Origin of the sequence: Nonomuraea glycinis, assembly GCF_035920485.1 — a bacterium.
Classification (GTDB): domain Bacteria; phylum Actinomycetota; class Actinomycetes; order Streptosporangiales; family Streptosporangiaceae; genus Nonomuraea; species Nonomuraea glycinis.
On the sequence record NZ_CP109166.1, the window covers coordinates 8,426,836 to 8,441,368 of the forward strand.

Here is a 14,533-nt window from a genome sequence, read left to right on the forward strand (position 1 = left end):
GAGACCTCCCGGATGTGAAGGAGCGTCCCCGGACAGGCGCATGGCGCTCAGTGGGGCAGGTGCGCGTCGAGGTCGCGGATCGCGGCGGCGGCGCGGGTGACGATGGCGTCGATCAGGGACTCGCAGGAGGGCAGGTCGTCGATGACCGCCACCGCCTGGCCGGAGGCCAGCACGCCGAGGTCGGGGCGGCCGTCCACCATCGCGGCCCTCAGGAGCATCGGGGTGTTGGCCGCCATCAGCACCTGCGACCAGGTGAGTTCCTTGCCGCGCTTCATGGTCAGCCCGTCCCGGATCAGCTCCGGCCATGACATCCGGGAGACCGCCTTGAACCGCGCGGCGTTGCGCAGCGCCCGGATCGTCCGGGTCACCGGGCCCGACACTTCCAGGCCGTCCACCAGCCGGGTACGCAGGACGCGGTGCGGCAGGCCGTCCACCTGGCGGGTGACCACGGTCTCGGCCCCGGCGAGGTAGGTCCGCTTGACCGCGTCCGGGACCGTGCTGTCGGAGGTCAGCAGGAACCGGGTGCCCATGGCGATGCCCGCCGCGCCGTACGCGAGGGCGGCGGCCAGCCCGCGCCCGTCGAAGAAGCCGCCGGCCGCGATGACCGGGATGCCGACCGCGTCGACGACCTGGGGCAGCAGCAGCGTGGTGGCGATCGGGCCGGTGTGCCCGCCGCCCTCGCCGCCCTGGACCAGCACGGCGTCGGCGCCCCAGGCTGCGACCTTCTCGGCGTGCCGCCGCGCGCCCACCGACGGGATCACCACGACCCCGGCGTCCTTCAGCCGGGCGATCAGCTCTCGGCGCGGGGCCAGCGCGAACGAGGCGACCCGTACCCGCTCTCTGATCAGCAGGTCGATACGGTCGCCCGCGTCGGCGGCGTCGGCGCGCAGGTTGACCCCGAAAGGCTCGTCGGTGCGGGCGCGGACCTCCTTGATCGCGGCGGCGAGCTCGCCGAGGCTCATGGTGGCCGAGCCGAGAATGCCGAGCCCACCCGCGCGCGCCACGGCGGAGACCAGCCGGGGGCCCGCCACCCAGCCCATCCCGGTCTGCACGACGGGATGCCGCACCCCGGTGAGCCGGGTCAGCGGCGTGTCCAGCACCTGCCTCGTCATGTCCGGACCTCGCGGTCACGCGCCGACCGTGGGTCGAGGACCTCGCGGATCAGGCGGAGCTCCTCGACCGTCGGCTGCCGGGTCTCCGGTACGTCGCCGTCGATGGCGAGGGCGAAGCCGGTGGCGGCCAGGACCTGCTCGACGGGCACGCCCGGGTGAGTGGAGACCAGCCGCATCGTCCCGTCCGGCGTGCCGAAGTCGAGGACCGCGAGGTCGGTCACCACGCGCCGCAGGTCGTGGAAGCGCGCCGCCACGGGGCCGAGCGCGGCGGCGCGGTCGGCGCCGACGCCGCTGACCACGTCCACCTTCGGCACGAAGACGCGGGTGGTGTGGCGCGGGATCCAGTAGCTCGTCGGGTTGGCGATCGTGTTGCCGGGCGCGCCGCGGACGCCGAGGAGCTGCGAGGCGGGCCGCTCCCAGGAGCCGATGGCGGAGATGTTGGTGTTGCCGTGCCGGTCGATCTGTGAGGCGCCCATCATCACGTGCCGCCGGCCGTTCTGCACCAGCCACAGGTGCTCGCGGAACGGCAGCCACCCTTCGACCGGGCCGGCGGGCGCGCCGATCGGCACCGGCTCGGTGGTGAGCAGCGCGCCGCCGTCCGTCGTCAGCAGGCCGGGTTCGAACGTCAGCCGGGCCAGCCTGGCCCCCAGAATCGAGCAGGTGCCCATCGCCGCGGCCAGCACCTCGCCGTCGCCGCGCCACGCCTCGGCGCAGGCGACCACGCACACTTCCGCCCGGCTCGCGCTCATCGCGTCTCCTGTTCCTGGTGCCATCGGCGTACGGCCTCCTGGTAGGCCCGCTCGTCGCCGGACAGGAACCGGCCGGCGAAGGCCTCCCACCGCTCGGGGTCGGCCGCCGAGGTGGCGTAGTACCGCTGGAACGCCTCGTCCCGCCCGGTGCCGAGGTCGGTGAAGTGGCCGCCGCCGGGCGTCTCGACGACCCCGGTGACGTGCATGCGGCTGAGCAGCAGCGTCTGCGGCGGGCCGCCCAGCTCGCCGGGCCGCACCAGCCGCTCGCAGGACAGGTAGCAGCGGGCGGCGGCCTTGGCGAACAGGTCGTCCATGAAGGGGTCTGGGCCGAGGTAGCGGCCGTTGCCGCGGGTGTCGGCCAGGTCCAGGTGCACCAGCGCGGCGTCCAGGGTGAGCGCGGGCACCGCGACCAGCTCCTCCTGGTCGGCGTACGGGGAGCGTACGGTGCGCAGGGCGGGGTCGACCCGCAGGACGTCGGAGCCGAGCCCGGCCCGCGTCGGCAGGAACGGCAGCCGGTGCGCCCCCGCGAGCAGGCCGAACATGAACATGCCCTCGTCGTACTCGGTGAACTCGACGGTCCCGCGCTGCCGGGCGGTGCGGAAGTGCGGTTCGAGGGCGATCGAGTCGAGGGTCACGAACGGCGCGACGACCCGGCGGACCTTGCCCGCCGCGCACAGCAGGCCCAGGTCCGGCCCGCCGTAGGACACGATGGTCAGGTCGCGCAGCGCCGACCGGCACAGTGCCCGGACCAGCGCCATCGGCTTGCGCCGCGAGCCCCAGCCGCCGATCCCGATCGTCATGCCGCTCTCCAGCGCGGCGACGACCTCCTCGACCTGCATCACGGCGCCCATCATCGGCCTCCTTCCGTGAGGAAGGCGTCCCGGTGGCGGTCACCGGCGCCCATCAGGTTGAGCTCGTAGGTGAAGCCCTGCTCGTAGCGGTAGCTGCGGTTGACGTCGATCGGGTCGATGCCGTTCAGCGACTCCTTCGCGCGGCGGATGACGTACGGATCCTTGGCGGCGATCGTGGCGGCCACCTCCAGCGCGGCCGCGCGGAGCCCGTCGCGGGGGGGCACCTCCAGGACGGAGCCGAAGGCGTGCAGCTCGGCGGCGGTGACGTTGCGGCAGGTGTAGACCATGGCGCGCATCAGGTGCTGGGGCACCAGCCGGGCCAGGTGGGTGGCGGCGCCGAGCGCGCCCCGTTCGACCTCGGGCAGCCCGAAGTAGGCGTCGTCGGAGGCGATCACGATGTCGGCGTTGCCGGCCAGCCCGATGCCGCCGCCCAGGCAGAACCCGTGCACGGCGGCGATCACCGGGACCTCGCACGCGTAGACGGCGGCGAACGCGGCGTAGCAGCCCCGGTTGGCTCCCACCAGCGCTTCGAAGCCGCGGGCGGCCTGCATTTCCTTGAGGTCGACGCCGGCGTTGAAGCCGCGGCCCTCGGCGCGCAGCACCACGACGCGGTTCGCGGGGTCGCGCCCGGCGGCCCGCACGGCGTCGGCCAGGTCGAACCAGCCCTGGACGGTGAGCGCGTTGACCGGCGGCACGTCCATGACGACCTCGGCGATGCCCTGGCCGGGGCTGTGGGCAGAGATTCCCATGAGCCGCCTTTCGACCTAACATTTGTTAGAAACAATAGCTCGTCAACGAGGACAGCGCGAGGAGACCCTGGGCATGAGCGTGGACTTCACCGGTCGCACGGTGCTGGTGACCGGCGGCACCAAGGGCATCGGGTACGTGATCGCGCGAACGTTCCTCGCCGCGGGCGCCGACGTGGTGGTGTGCGGCAGAACCGACCCGACCGCTCCGCCGACCGCAGGCGGCAGGACCGCCTGCTTCGTCGTGGCGGACGTCCGGGACCCGGCGGCCGCCGTGCATTTGGTGGAGCAGGTCGTCGAGCGGTTCGGGCGGCTCGACGTGCTGGTCAACAATGCCGGCGGCTCTCCGGACGCGGACGCGGCGACCGTTTCGCCCAGGTTCGTCGAGCGGGTCGTGGCGCTGAACCTGCTCGCCCCGTTCTACGTGGCGCAGCCCGCCAACCAGGTGATGCGGTCCCAGGACAGCGGCGGGTCGATCATCAACATCGGCAGCGTCTCCGCCGTGCACCCCCAGCCGGGCACCGCCGCCTACTCGGCGGCCAAGGCCGGGCTGCTCACGCTGACCAGGGCGCTGGCGCTGGAGTGGGCGCCGAAGGTGCGGGTCAACCACGTCACCGCCGGCCCGATGGCCTCCGCCTACGGCGAGGACGGCGGCGCGGCCGTGGCCGGGGTGATCCCGATGGGGCGGCCGGCGGTCCCGGCCGACGTCGCGAACGCCTGCCTCTTCCTGGCCGGCGACGCGGCCTCCTACCTCACCGGCGCGGACCTCGCGGTGCACGGCGGAGGCGAGTTCCCGGCCCGCTACCTGGCGACGCGCAGCTGACCCCGGCTCCGGCGGCCGTCGGCAGCGGTCCGAAGCACGACGCCTCGCCGCGTCACGCCCGAAGCCGGGCACGCACGGCGGGCCCAGGGTCAGGGACGGGCCTCGCGGGGCAGGCCGAGGACGCGTTCGGCGATGATGCCGCGCTGGATCTCGTTCGATCCGGCGTAGATCGTGTCGGCACGCGAGAACAGGTAGAGCCGCTGCGCGTCGCTCAGCTCGTACGGCGGGCCGTCGGCGATCATTCCGCCGGCCCCGAGCACGTCCATGGCCAGCTCGCCCAGCTCCCGGTGCCACACGCCCCACACGAGCTTGGAGATGGACGTCTCGGGCCCCGGCGGGCCCTCCATGGTGCGGATCGCGTTGAGCCGCATCACCCGCAGGCCGATCCACGAGCGTACGAGCCGGTCGCGCAGCAGCGGATCGTCGATCGCGCCCGTCCGGCGGGCCGCCTCGATCACGGCCTCCAGCTCGTGCCGGAAGCCCACCTGCTGGCCGAGGGTGGCCACGCCGCGTTCGAAGCCGAGCGTGGCCATGGCGATCCGCCAGCCGTCGCCCGGCGCGCCCACGATGTCGGCGGCGCCGGTCACGGCGTCGTCGAAGAAGACCTCGTTGAACTCGCTCGTCCCGGTCAGCTGGACGATCGGCCTGACCTCCACCCCGTCCTGCCGCATCGGCACGAGCAGGTAGGACAGGCCGTGGTGGCGGGTGGAGCCCGGCTCGGTACGGCAGAGCGCGAAGCACCAGTCGGCCTCCACCGCCAGGGAGGTCCACACCTTCTGCCCGGTGACGCGCCACCGGTCGCCGTCCAGCTCGGCGCGGGTCCGTACGCCGGCCAGGTCGGAGCCGGCGCCGGGCTCGGAGTAGCCCTGGCACCACAGCTCGCGCACGGCCACGATCGGCGGCAGGAACCGCGCACGCTGCTCGTCGGTGCCGAACGCGATGATGGTCGGGCCGAGCAGGTTCTCGCCGATGTGGTTCACCCGGGCGGGGGCCCTGGCCAAGGCGTACTCCTCGTGGAAGGCGACCTGGTCCGCGATGCTCGCGCCCCGGCCGCCGTGCTCCTCGGGCCAGCCCAGGCAGGTCCAGCCGGCCGCGGCCAGGTGCCGCTCCCAGGCCAGCCGCAGGTCGAACGCCTCGTGCTCGCGCCCCGGCCCGCCCAGCCCGCGCGCCTCGGCGAACTCACCCGTCAGACTGTCCCGCAGCCAGGCCCGGACCTCCGCCCTGAACGTCACACCTGGCACCCTACCAAGCACTTGTTAGATAATACGAGTGTGATCACCACGGACGAGCAGGAGGAGCTGCGGAGCACCGTGCGCACCCTCCTGGCGCGCACTCCCCCGTCCCGGCCCGCGCCGGACGCCGAGGCCGGTTACGACGAGACCATCTGGCGGCTGCTCGCCGACCAGGTGGGCGCGTTCGGCCTCGCCGTGCCCGAGGAGCACGGCGGCGTGGGCTGCACCCTGGCCGAGACCCAGGTGGTGTGCGAAGAGCTGGGCCGGGCCGTGGCCACCCTGCCCTACCTGGGCTCCGCCGTACTCGCCACTCAAGCCCTCCTCGCGTGCGGCGCGACCAGCACGCAGCCCAGCCCCGCCGACAGCGTGAGCGGCGCGACCGGCGCGCTGCCCGGTCTCGCCGACGGTAGCCGGGTCGGGGCGCTGGCCTGGGCCGAGGGCGGCACCTGGGATCCGGCGGCGATCCGCGCCCAGGTGGTGGGCGGGCGGCTGACCGGCGTCAAGGAGCATGTGCTCGACGGCGCCCGCGCCGACCTGTTCATCGTGCCCGCCCGAACTCCCGACGGGCGCCCCGCCGCCCATGGCGCGGTCAGCGGCCTCGTCGCCGGTGCGGGCGGCGGGCACGGGGCCGATGCGGGCGGCGGGCACGGGGCCGATGCGGGCGGCGGGCTTGGGCTTTATCTTGTGGACCCCGCTGCCCCCGGTGTCCGGGTGGAGTCGCTTGTCACGCTGGATCGCACCAGGCCGCAGGCGCGGGTGCGGTTCGACGCCGCGCCCGCCCGGCTGATCGCCGCCGACGGGCGGCGCGTCCTCGAACGGCTGCTCGCCGTGGCGGCGACCGCGCTCAGCGCCGAACAACTCGGCGGCAGCGACCGGTGCCTGGAGATGACGCTCGCGTACGTGCAGGTCCGGGAGCAGTTCGGCAGGCCGATCGGCTCGTTCCAGGCGATCAAGCACCGGCTGGCCGACCTGTACGTCCTGGTCGAATCCGCCCGATCGGTCAGCCGCGACGCCGCCCGCGCGCTCGCCGACGACGCACCCGACCTCGGGGTACGGGCGGCCACGGCCCAGGCGTACTGCGCGGAGGCGTACGCGGCGGTGGCCGCCGAGACCATCCAGCTGCACGGCGGCATCGGCTTCACCTGGGAGCACGAGGCGCACCTGCACTTCAAGCGGGCCCACGCGGCGGCGGCCCTGTTCGGCTCGCCGGCCTGGCACCGGGCCCGGCTGGCCGCCCACGTGCTCGACGAGTGATCATCGTCATATCGCTCTTGTAAGGTCACACCGTCGGCACCCGCCCTGCTCGTCCAGAGAGGACTCCCATGTCCCGTCGCGACCTGATCGACCCTGCGAGCCGCATCCCCCTGGACGCGATGCGCGCCATGATGCCCGAAGGACTCCAGAGCATCCCCGACATCACCGAGCGCCGGGCCGCCGCCGCTGCCATGGCGCTCGCCGTCGAGGTGCCCGACAACCCGAACGTCACCAAGGAGGACCGGACCGTACCCGGCCCTGACGGGGCTCCCGACATCACCGTGCGGATCTACCGGCCGGTCGACCAGGCGGGCCCGCTGCCCGGCCTCTACTACATCCATGGCGGCGGCATGATCCTCGGCGACCTCACCTCGGAGGACAACGTCGCGACGAAGATCTGCGACGCGGTCGGCGCCGTCGTGGTCTCCGTCGAATACCGGCTCGCCCCGGAGCACCCTCACCCCGCCCCCGTCGAGGACTGCTACGCCGGCCTGGTGTGGACCGCGAAGAGCGCCGCCGAGCTGGGCATCGACCCGCAGCGGCTGGCGATCTACGGCGGCAGCGCCGGCGGCGGGCTGACCATCGGCACCGCGCTCCTGGCACGCGACCGTGGCGGGCCCGCGCTGTCGTTCATGATGCCGATCTACCCGATGATCGACGACCGGAACGAGACGCCGTCCAGCCATGAGGTCACCGACATCGGGCTGTGGGACCGTGCCACCAACATCGAGGCCTGGGCCTGGTACCTCGGCGGCAAGGACGCCGACCAGTACGCCGCCCCGGCCCGGGCCGAGGACCTGGCCGGTCTGCCGCCCGCGTACCTCGACGTCGGCACCGTCGACCTGTTCCGGGACGAGGACGTCGCGTTCGCTCAGCGGCTCATGCAGGCGGGCGTGCCGACCGAGCTGCACGTCCACCCGGGCTCCTATCACGCCTCGGAGATGTTCGCCCCCGAGGCGGCCCTGTCACAGCGCATCTGGGCCCACCGGCTCGACGCGCTCCGGCGGGCCCTCGCCTGAGCTACCGCTCGTCGAGCCGGCGCACCGTGACGTCGAGCCGGGCGGCGAGCTCGTCGACGGTCGTGCCGTACGTCTCGACCGCCGTGACCCCGCCGGGGCCGATCTGGAAGAGCGCCTGGTCGGTGTAGAGGCGGCTGACGCAGGCCAGGCCGGTGAGCGGATAGGTGCACTCCCGGACGAGCTTGGGTGAGCCGTCCCTGGCGAACAACGTCATCATGACGAACACGTCCTTGGCGCCGATGGCCAGGTCCATGGCGCCGCCGACGGCGGGGATCGCGTCGGGGGCGCCGGTGTGCCAGTTGGCCAGGTCGCCGCGCTCGGAGACCTGGTAGGCGCCGAGCACGCAGACGTCCAGGTGGCCGCCGCGCATCATGGCGAAGGAGTCGGCGTGGTGGAAGTACGCCGCGCCGGGCGGCTCGGTGACCGGGATCTTGCCGGCGTTGGTCAGATCGGGGTCCACCTCGTCGGCCGACGCGGCGGGGCCCATGCCGAGCATGCCGTTCTCGGTGTGCAGGATGACGCCGGAGTCGGCGGCGAGATGGTCGGCCACCGTCGTCGGCTGGCCGATGCCGAGGTTGACGAACGAGTCGCGCGGGATGTCGCGGGCGACCACGGCGGCGAGCTCGTCGCGGCCGAGCGGACCGCGGCCCAGGTGCTCGACGGTCCGGCCCGCCGGAGGGATGGGGAACGTCATGAGCCGGCCTCCGCTGCGCTCAGGTCCAGGATCCGGTCCACGTAGATGCTGGGCGTGACGACCGCCTCGGGGTCCAGCTCGCCGAGCTCGACGACCCGGCGCACCTCGGCGATCGTCAACGTCGCCGCCGTCGCCATGACGGGCCCGAAGTTCCGGGCGGTCTTGCGGTAGACGAGGTTGCCCCTCCGGTCGCCGAGGTAGGCGCCGATGAGCGCGACGTCACCCTTGATCGGATACTCCAGCACGTACTCCCGGCCGTCGATGGTGCGCCGCTCCTTGCCCTCGGCCAGCAGCGTGCCGACGCCGGTGGGGCTGAAGAACGCGCCGATGCCGGCGCCGGCGGCGCGCATCCGCTCGGCGAGGTTGCCCTGCGGGACGACCTCCAGCTCGATCCGCCCCTCCCGATACAGGCCGTCGAAGACCCAGGAGTCGCTCTGGCGCGGGAACGAGCAGATCATCTTGCGCACCCGGCCGGCGGCGAGCAGGGCGGCCAGGCCGGTGTCGCCGTTGCCCGCGTTGTTGCTGACCACGGTCAGATCCGTGGCGCCCTGCCGGATCAGCGCCTCGATCAGCGTGACCGGCATGCCCGCCATGCCGAACCCGCCGACGAGCACGGTGGCGCCGTCCGCGATCCCGGCGACGGCCTCGCCGGGGTCTTCGGTGATGGCCGTCATGAGGCGTTCACGTTCTCGAGGACGACGGCCAGCCCCTGGCCGACGCCGATGCAGATGGCGGCGACCCCCCACCGCTCGCCCCGTTCGGCGAGCACGTGGGCGAGGGTGCCGAGGACGCGGCCGCCGGAGGCGCCGAGGGGATGGCCGAGGGCGATGGCGCCGCCCTTGGTGTTGACGATCTCCGGGTCGATCTTCCAGGCGTCCACGCAGACCAGCGACTGCACGGCGAACGCCTCGTTCAGCTCCACGGCCCCGACGTCGTCCCAGCCGATGCCGGCCCGGCGCAGCGCCTGGTCGGCGGCGGCCACCGGCGCGTACCCGAACAGGTGCGGTTCGAGGGCCGAGGCGGCGCGCCCGGCCACGCGGGCGATCGGGTCGGCGCCGATCCGGCTCGCGGCCGCCGCCGAGCCGAGCACGACCGCCGAAGCGCCGTCGTTGAGCGGCGAGGCGTTGCCGGCCGTGATGGTGCCGTCGGGCCGGAAGACCGGCTTGAGGCCGGCGAGCGTCTCCGGGGTGGAGCCGGGTCTGATCCCCTCGTCGCGTGCCAGGTCCACGCCCTCGACCGGCACCACCAGGTCGTCGTAGAACCCGGCGTTCCAGGCGGCGTCGGCCAGCACGTGCGAGCGGGCCGCGAAGGCGTCCTGCCGCTCGCGGGAGATGGCGTACCTCTCCTGCAGTCGCTCGTTCGCCTCGCCGAGCGAGACGGTCCACTCCTTGGGCATCCTCGGGTTCACCAGGCGCCAGCCGAGCGTGGTGGAGACGGCGGTCACGTCGCCGGCCGGGAACGCCCGCGAGGGCTTGGGCAGCACCCACGGGGCGCGCGTCATCGACTCCACGCCGCCGGCCACCACCACGTCGGCGTCGCCGCTCTCGATCGTCCGCGACGCCATCATGGCCGCGTCCAGGCTGGACCCGCACAGCCGGTTCACCGTGGTGGCGGGCACGCTCACCGGCAGGCCGGCGAGCAGCACGGCCATCCGGCCGACGTTGCGGTTGTCCTCACCCGCGCCGTTGGCGTTGCCCCAGACGACGTCGCCGATCGCGGCCGGATCCAGCGCCGGGACCTTGGCCAGCGCGCCCCGCAGGGCGGTGGCCGCCAGGTCGTCGGGCCGCACGCCGGCCAGCGCGCCGTTGAACCTGCCGAAGGGTGTACGCGCCGCGGCGTAGACGAAGGCGGAGCCCATACCGTCCTCCAACTGTTCGCTATGCGAACACTTGTCCTCTTTATGAACGTCTGTAGAGTAGCCCACCGACACGACCGGCCCAGGCGCCGATCTCGGCCGGCTCGATCGGCGATGAGGTCCATCGCGCGGGCATACCCGTACGTGCTTGTCGCGGCGTCAGATCTGGGCGGGGACGGCGATCGCGGTGATCAGCAGGCCGTCGCGGTGGATCCAGCGGCCGGTGAACCCGGTCAGCGGGCCGATGACGGTGCTCGGCGGCGCCACCAGCAGTGTCGCGGTGAACCCGCCGGCCGAATCCAGCTCGATCCGGGCCTGGTCGAACTCCAGGAACCGGTGGGTGAGCGGGAACCAGGCCTTGTAGACCGATTCCTTCGCGCTGAACAGCAGCCGGTCCCACGGGACCCCCGGTCCCAGGCGGCGGAGGCCGGACCGCTCCTCCGGCAGCGCGATGGCGTCCAGGACGCCGTCGGGCAGCGGCTCGGCCGGCTCGGCGTCGAGGCCGATCGTGCGCAGGTGACCGGCGTGGGCGACCGCGCAGCCGCGGAAGCCGGCGCAGTGGGTCATGCTGCCGACGACCCCCGCCGGCCAGCGCGGCGCGCCACGCTCGCCGGGCAGGATCGGGCCGGGCGTCACCCCGAGTCGTTCCAGCGCGGCACGGGCGCAGTGCCGGACGGTGGCGAACTCACGGCGGCGCTTGTCCACCGCGCGCGCGATCACCGCCTCCTCGTCCGGGAACAGCACGACACCGGTCGGATCGGCGTACACCTCGGCGGTCAGCGCCTGCGCGGGCAGGACCTGGGCGAGCAGTCCGGTCGTGGACAGCGGGTCGTTCAACCCGTCCCGGTGCGCGGTGCCGCCATCGCGCGTCACTCCGCCGCGTCTCCGGTCACGCTGATCTTCCGGCTGAGAACCAGCGAGAACACCTGCCCCACCGCTCGTCACCTCGTTGATGTCGACCGCGCGTCGGCGACGGTGCGGGAAATCACCGGCCAGCAGCACGGTACCCAGACCGATCGGCGCGAGACAACCCTGGGGCTCACGTACTGGATGACGGCAGGGGGTTGAGGTCGGCGGGAGCCTCGCCTAGCCTTCGCCCGTGGAAGCCCCGACGCCTTCGGCCGTGGAAGCCCCGGCACTGTTCGCGATCAGCGACCTGCACGTCGCCTACAAGGAGAACCGTGAGATCGTCGAGAGGATCAAGCCCGAGCACGACGGCGACTGGCTGATCGTAGCCGGTGACGTCGGAGAGCTCTTCGCCGACGTGGAATGGGCCCTGGGCCTGCTCGCCGGCCGGTTCGCCAAGGTGATCTGGGCACCGGGCAACCACGAACTGTGGACGCCCCGGGAGGACCCGGTCCAACTGCGCGGCGAGGCCCGCTACCGCCGCCTGGTGGAGTCCTGCCGCGAGCTCGGCGTCGTCACCCCGGAGGACCCGTATCCGGTGTGGACGGGGCAGGGCGGCCCGGTCGCGGTCGTGCCGCTGTTCCTGCTCTACGACTACTCCTTCCGGATGCCGGGCCTGACCACCAAGGAGGCGTCGCTGGACCACGCCTACGAGACGGGCGTGGTGTGCACCGACGAGATCCTGCTCCACCCCGACCCGTACCCCAGCCGGGAGGCCTGGTGCTGGGCCCGGCTGGCCGAGACCGAGCGGCGGCTGGCCGACCTCGACGACACCCTGCCGACCGTGCTGGTCAACCACTATCCCCTGGTACGCGAACCCACCCGGATCCTTCGTTACCCGGAGTTCGCCCAGTGGTGCGGCACCGAGCGGACCGCCGACTGGCACCTGCGCTACCGGGCCGCGGTCGCCGTCTACGGGCACCTGCACATCCCCCGGACCACCTGGCACGACGGCGTCCGCTTCGAGGAGGTGTCGGTCGGTTATCCGCGCGAGTGGCGTCCGCGGAGCACCCCACCGGGGACGCTCCGCCGGGTGTTCGACTGAGCGGGCGCCCGGATTGGCGGCGGCGCCCTCGATCCGGCGATGGAAGCGGGCGAGGATCGCCATCACCCGGTCCAGCGATTCGGCGCACTCGCCCAGCGTTCTACTTGCTATCGCATGCAGCCCACAGCAGCTTGGCCGTTCCCTCGGGAGCCTCCACCTGGAAGTGGTGGCTCCCCAGGTCGACGAGCACGACGTCGACGCGGTCCCCGAGCTGATCGATCGCCTCCCGCGTGACCAGGTCCCGCACCCCGAACACCGTGATCGGCTGCTTCGCCTCGGCCAGCGCCTCTTCCATGTTCCAGCGCACCAGGCCCTCGAACGCCCGCCTGCCCGCCGGCTGGCGCATGGAGACGATCTTCTGGAAGTACGCGTCCTTGAGGGCCGGATCGGTGCCGGCCGGCGAGCCCGCCTCGACCATGCCGCGCACCAGTCCGGCGAAGTCGTCGTCCAGTGGCCGCAGCATCTCCTGCGTCTGCTGCTCGTCCAGCGCGCCGAACAGGAAGACGTAGTGCAGCGCGTCGAGCGCGACCACGTGCGTGACCGTGTCGGGAAGCAGCCGGCCGACCTCGACGGCGACCGCCCCGCCGAGGGAGTGCCCGGCCACGACACACGTGTCGACCGACTCGGCCTCCAGCACCGCCGCCACGTCGTGAGCGAACTCCGCCATCGTCCAGATGTCCCGCGTCGAGCGCGACTCGCCGTGCTCGGCGAGATCGATCGCGATGACGCGACAGCGGTCGGGAAGGTAGCCGGTGATCGCGTCGAAGTCGGTGCGGTTGCAACCCCAGCCATGGATCAGGGTCAAGGTGGTCCCGTCCGCCGGACCGCTGATCGTGTATCGAATCGTCGTGTCGCCCGAACGCTGAACCTGACGGTTCGTCGCAGTCCTGCGTGCTCCTGCCATGGGAACCCCTTGTGCCGCATGATGAAACGCCGTGTCGTTTGGTAGCATGACATTAAACACAGCACCCCGCCGCGTCAACGACGATCGGTGCTTTGACACGCCGAGTGCGCACCAGTGCTCCTGGTCGTCACCGCTTGTCCGTGCCATGGCCGGCCATGGACGTCGCGTCGCCACCTGACCTGCCGGCCAAGGGAGCACGCACATGTCCCATGACCTGTTCAGCCCGCTCGAGATCCGAGGAGTGCGGCTCAAGAACCGGGTGGTGGCCTCTCCGATGTGGCAGTACTCCGGCGTGGACGGCGCGCCGACGGACACGCACGCCGTGCACCTCGGCCGGCTCGCCGAGGGCGGCGCCGGCCTGATCTTCCAGGAAGGCACGACCGTCGCTCGCAAGGGCCGAGGCACCGTCGGCGACCTGGGCATCTGGGACGACAGCCTGGTGCCTCACTACGCGCGGCTGGTCGACCTCGTGAAGGCCGGCGGCGCCGTACCAGGAATCCAGCTCATCCATGCCGGCCGCAAGGGTCGCCGGAATCCACCGTGGGCCTGGCGCGAGCCCAATCCCCCGGCCGCCGAGGACTGGCAGGTGCTGGGCCCCAGCCCGTTACCCGTCATGCTCGACGGCTACAACATGCCCATCGAGATGTCGCTCCGCGACATCCAGGAGGCGGTGGACGCATGGGTGCAGGCGGCGCGGCGGGCACAGGAGGCCGGATACGACGTCCTTGAGGTGCAAGCGGCGCATGGTTACCTGATCCACACCTTCCTCTCGCCGCTGTCGAACCAGCGCACGGACGACTACGGCGGATCGCCGGAGAACCGCGCCCGGCTTCTCATGGAGATCATCGACGGGATCCGGACCATCTGGCCGGCCGACAAACCCCTGTTCGTCCGCCTGTCCTGCGTGGACGTCGACTGGGAGATCGACCAGACCGTCGAGTTGGTACGGGAGCTGCGCGGACATGAGGTGGACGTCATCGACTGCAGCTCGGGGAGCCTCACGGGCCGGCCCGTCTTCGACACCACGAGCGCGGGTTACGGCTACCAGGTGCCCTACGCGGAGGAGGTGCGGGCACGTACCGGGATCAGGACGATGGCGGTCGGGCACATCGTGCACGCCAAGCAGGCCCAGGCGATCATCGAACAGGGCCGGGCGGATCTCGTCGCACTGGGCCGCGAGCTGCTCTACAACCCGAACTGGCCCATGGACGCCGCCCGAAAGCTCGGCGTGCCCGATCCGTACGCGCAGGCGCCGTCCCGCATCGCCTACTGGCTCGCCAAGCGCGACGGCAGTTTCGAGGGATTCGCACCCTCCACCGAGGGGACCCGCTGACGCGACCGCC

The 14,533-nt window shown here is 72.6% G+C and carries 15 protein-coding genes; 5 read left to right on the plus strand and 10 right to left on the minus strand.

Annotated elements, in window-relative coordinates; genetic code table 11:
• Window positions 1-47: 47 nt before the first annotated feature.
• Genes OHA68_RS39645 through OHA68_RS39660 form a run of 4 tightly spaced genes read right to left on the minus strand, consistent with a single transcriptional unit; the run spans window position 48 to window position 3,461 of the window.
• Window positions 48-1,112 (minus strand): NAD(P)H-dependent flavin oxidoreductase, encoded by a 1,065-nt coding sequence (locus OHA68_RS39645; protein WP_189143681.1) that lies wholly within the window; start codon window positions 1,110-1,112, stop codon window positions 48-50.
• Window positions 1,109-1,861, minus strand: coding sequence for a CoA-transferase subunit beta (locus OHA68_RS39650; protein WP_327104808.1), 753 nt, complete (start codon window positions 1,859-1,861; stop codon window positions 1,109-1,111). The genes OHA68_RS39645 and OHA68_RS39650 overlap by 4 nt, the downstream gene beginning before the upstream one ends.
• Window positions 1,858-2,715 carry a CoA transferase subunit A gene (locus tag OHA68_RS39655; protein ID WP_327104809.1) on the minus strand — a complete coding sequence of 286 codons (858 nt, stop codon included), beginning with the start codon at window positions 2,713-2,715 and terminating at the stop codon, window positions 1,858-1,860. Before OHA68_RS39655 ends, OHA68_RS39650 begins: the two co-directional genes overlap by 4 nt.
• Window positions 2,712-3,461: an enoyl-CoA hydratase family protein gene (locus OHA68_RS39660; RefSeq protein ID WP_327104810.1), complete on the minus strand. Its 750-nt coding sequence runs from the start codon at window positions 3,459-3,461 to the stop codon at window positions 2,712-2,714. Before OHA68_RS39660 ends, OHA68_RS39655 begins: the two co-directional genes overlap by 4 nt.
• Before the next feature lie 73 nt (window positions 3,462-3,534).
• Between OHA68_RS39660 and OHA68_RS39665 the strand changes: the two genes are divergently transcribed.
• The gene (locus OHA68_RS39665; protein WP_327104811.1) at window positions 3,535-4,281 is read left to right on the plus strand and encodes an SDR family oxidoreductase; all 747 of its coding nucleotides are present in this window, start codon (window positions 3,535-3,537) and stop codon (window positions 4,279-4,281) included.
• An 89-nt stretch (window positions 4,282-4,370) separates the two neighbouring features.
• Here the strand turns inward: OHA68_RS39665 and OHA68_RS39670 are convergent, their stop codons facing one another.
• A complete protein-coding gene (locus OHA68_RS39670) occupies window positions 4,371-5,513 on the minus strand; it encodes an acyl-CoA dehydrogenase family protein (protein ID WP_327104812.1) in 1,143 nt (380 codons plus the stop codon).
• A gap of 39 nt (window positions 5,514-5,552) precedes the next feature.
• Between OHA68_RS39670 and OHA68_RS39675 the strand changes: the two genes are divergently transcribed.
• Window positions 5,553-6,767: an acyl-CoA dehydrogenase family protein gene (locus OHA68_RS39675; RefSeq protein WP_327104813.1), complete on the plus strand. Its 1,215-nt coding sequence runs from the start codon at window positions 5,553-5,555 to the stop codon at window positions 6,765-6,767.
• A gap of 68 nt (window positions 6,768-6,835) precedes the next feature.
• Window positions 6,836-7,786 carry an alpha/beta hydrolase gene (locus OHA68_RS39680; protein WP_327104814.1) on the plus strand — a complete coding sequence of 317 codons (951 nt, stop codon included), beginning with the start codon at window positions 6,836-6,838 and terminating at the stop codon, window positions 7,784-7,786.
• A gap of 1 nt (window position 7,787) precedes the next feature.
• Here OHA68_RS39680 and OHA68_RS39685 read toward each other — a convergent pair whose 3' ends face one another.
• From OHA68_RS39685 to OHA68_RS39700, 4 genes are all read right to left on the minus strand, one after another.
• Window positions 7,788-8,480, minus strand: coding sequence for a 3-oxoacid CoA-transferase subunit B (locus tag OHA68_RS39685; protein WP_327104815.1), 693 nt, complete (start codon window positions 8,478-8,480; stop codon window positions 7,788-7,790).
• Complete coding sequence (locus OHA68_RS39690) at window positions 8,477-9,154, minus strand: 3-oxoacid CoA-transferase subunit A (protein WP_327104816.1); 678 nt, start codon at window positions 9,152-9,154, stop codon at window positions 8,477-8,479. The genes OHA68_RS39685 and OHA68_RS39690 overlap by 4 nt, the downstream gene beginning before the upstream one ends.
• A complete protein-coding gene (locus OHA68_RS39695) occupies window positions 9,151-10,338 on the minus strand; it encodes a thiolase family protein (RefSeq protein ID WP_327104817.1) in 1,188 nt (395 codons plus the stop codon). Before OHA68_RS39695 ends, OHA68_RS39690 begins: the two co-directional genes overlap by 4 nt.
• 156 nt (window positions 10,339-10,494) lie before the next feature.
• On the minus strand, window positions 10,495-11,208 hold the full coding sequence (locus OHA68_RS39700) for a 4'-phosphopantetheinyl transferase family protein (RefSeq protein ID WP_327104818.1): 714 nt from the start codon (window positions 11,206-11,208) through the stop codon (window positions 10,495-10,497).
• Between the two features lie 226 nt (window positions 11,209-11,434).
• Here OHA68_RS39700 and OHA68_RS39705 point away from each other — a divergent pair, with 226 nt between their 5' ends.
• Window positions 11,435-12,286: a metallophosphoesterase family protein gene (locus OHA68_RS39705; protein WP_327104819.1), complete on the plus strand. Its 852-nt coding sequence runs from the start codon at window positions 11,435-11,437 to the stop codon at window positions 12,284-12,286.
• 100 nt (window positions 12,287-12,386) lie between these two features.
• On the opposite strand, the gene OHA68_RS39710 is transcribed toward OHA68_RS39705, so the two are convergent.
• Window positions 12,387-13,091 (minus strand): alpha/beta fold hydrolase, encoded by a 705-nt coding sequence (locus OHA68_RS39710; RefSeq protein WP_327104820.1) that lies wholly within the window; start codon window positions 13,089-13,091, stop codon window positions 12,387-12,389.
• 301 nt (window positions 13,092-13,392) lie between these two features.
• Here OHA68_RS39710 and OHA68_RS39715 point away from each other — a divergent pair, with 301 nt between their 5' ends.
• Window positions 13,393-14,523 carry an NADH:flavin oxidoreductase/NADH oxidase gene (locus OHA68_RS39715; RefSeq protein ID WP_327104821.1) on the plus strand — a complete coding sequence of 377 codons (1,131 nt, stop codon included), beginning with the start codon at window positions 13,393-13,395 and terminating at the stop codon, window positions 14,521-14,523.
• Window positions 14,524-14,533: the final 10 nt, after the last annotated feature.

Coding starts and splice junctions, on each gene's coding strand:
- OHA68_RS39645 (WP_189143681.1), bottom strand. CDS start 1,112: ATGACGAGGCAGGTGCTGGACACGCCGCTGACCCGGCTCACCGGGGTG.
- OHA68_RS39650 (WP_327104808.1), bottom strand. CDS start 1,861: ATGAGCGCGAGCCGGGCGGAAGTGTGCGTGGTCGCCTGCGCCGAGGCG.
- OHA68_RS39655 (WP_327104809.1), bottom strand. CDS start 2,715: ATGATGGGCGCCGTGATGCAGGTCGAGGAGGTCGTCGCCGCGCTGGAG.
- OHA68_RS39660 (WP_327104810.1), bottom strand. CDS start 3,461: ATGGGAATCTCTGCCCACAGCCCCGGCCAGGGCATCGCCGAGGTCGTC.
- OHA68_RS39665 (WP_327104811.1), top strand. CDS start 3,535: ATGAGCGTGGACTTCACCGGTCGCACGGTGCTGGTGACCGGCGGCACC.
- OHA68_RS39680 (WP_327104814.1), top strand. CDS start 6,836: ATGTCCCGTCGCGACCTGATCGACCCTGCGAGCCGCATCCCCCTGGAC.
- OHA68_RS39685 (WP_327104815.1), bottom strand. CDS start 8,480: ATGACGTTCCCCATCCCTCCGGCGGGCCGGACCGTCGAGCACCTGGGC.
- OHA68_RS39690 (WP_327104816.1), bottom strand. CDS start 9,154: ATGACGGCCATCACCGAAGACCCCGGCGAGGCCGTCGCCGGGATCGCG.
- OHA68_RS39695 (WP_327104817.1), bottom strand. CDS start 10,338: ATGGGCTCCGCCTTCGTCTACGCCGCGGCGCGTACACCCTTCGGCAGG.
- OHA68_RS39715 (WP_327104821.1), top strand. CDS start 13,393: ATGTCCCATGACCTGTTCAGCCCGCTCGAGATCCGAGGAGTGCGGCTC.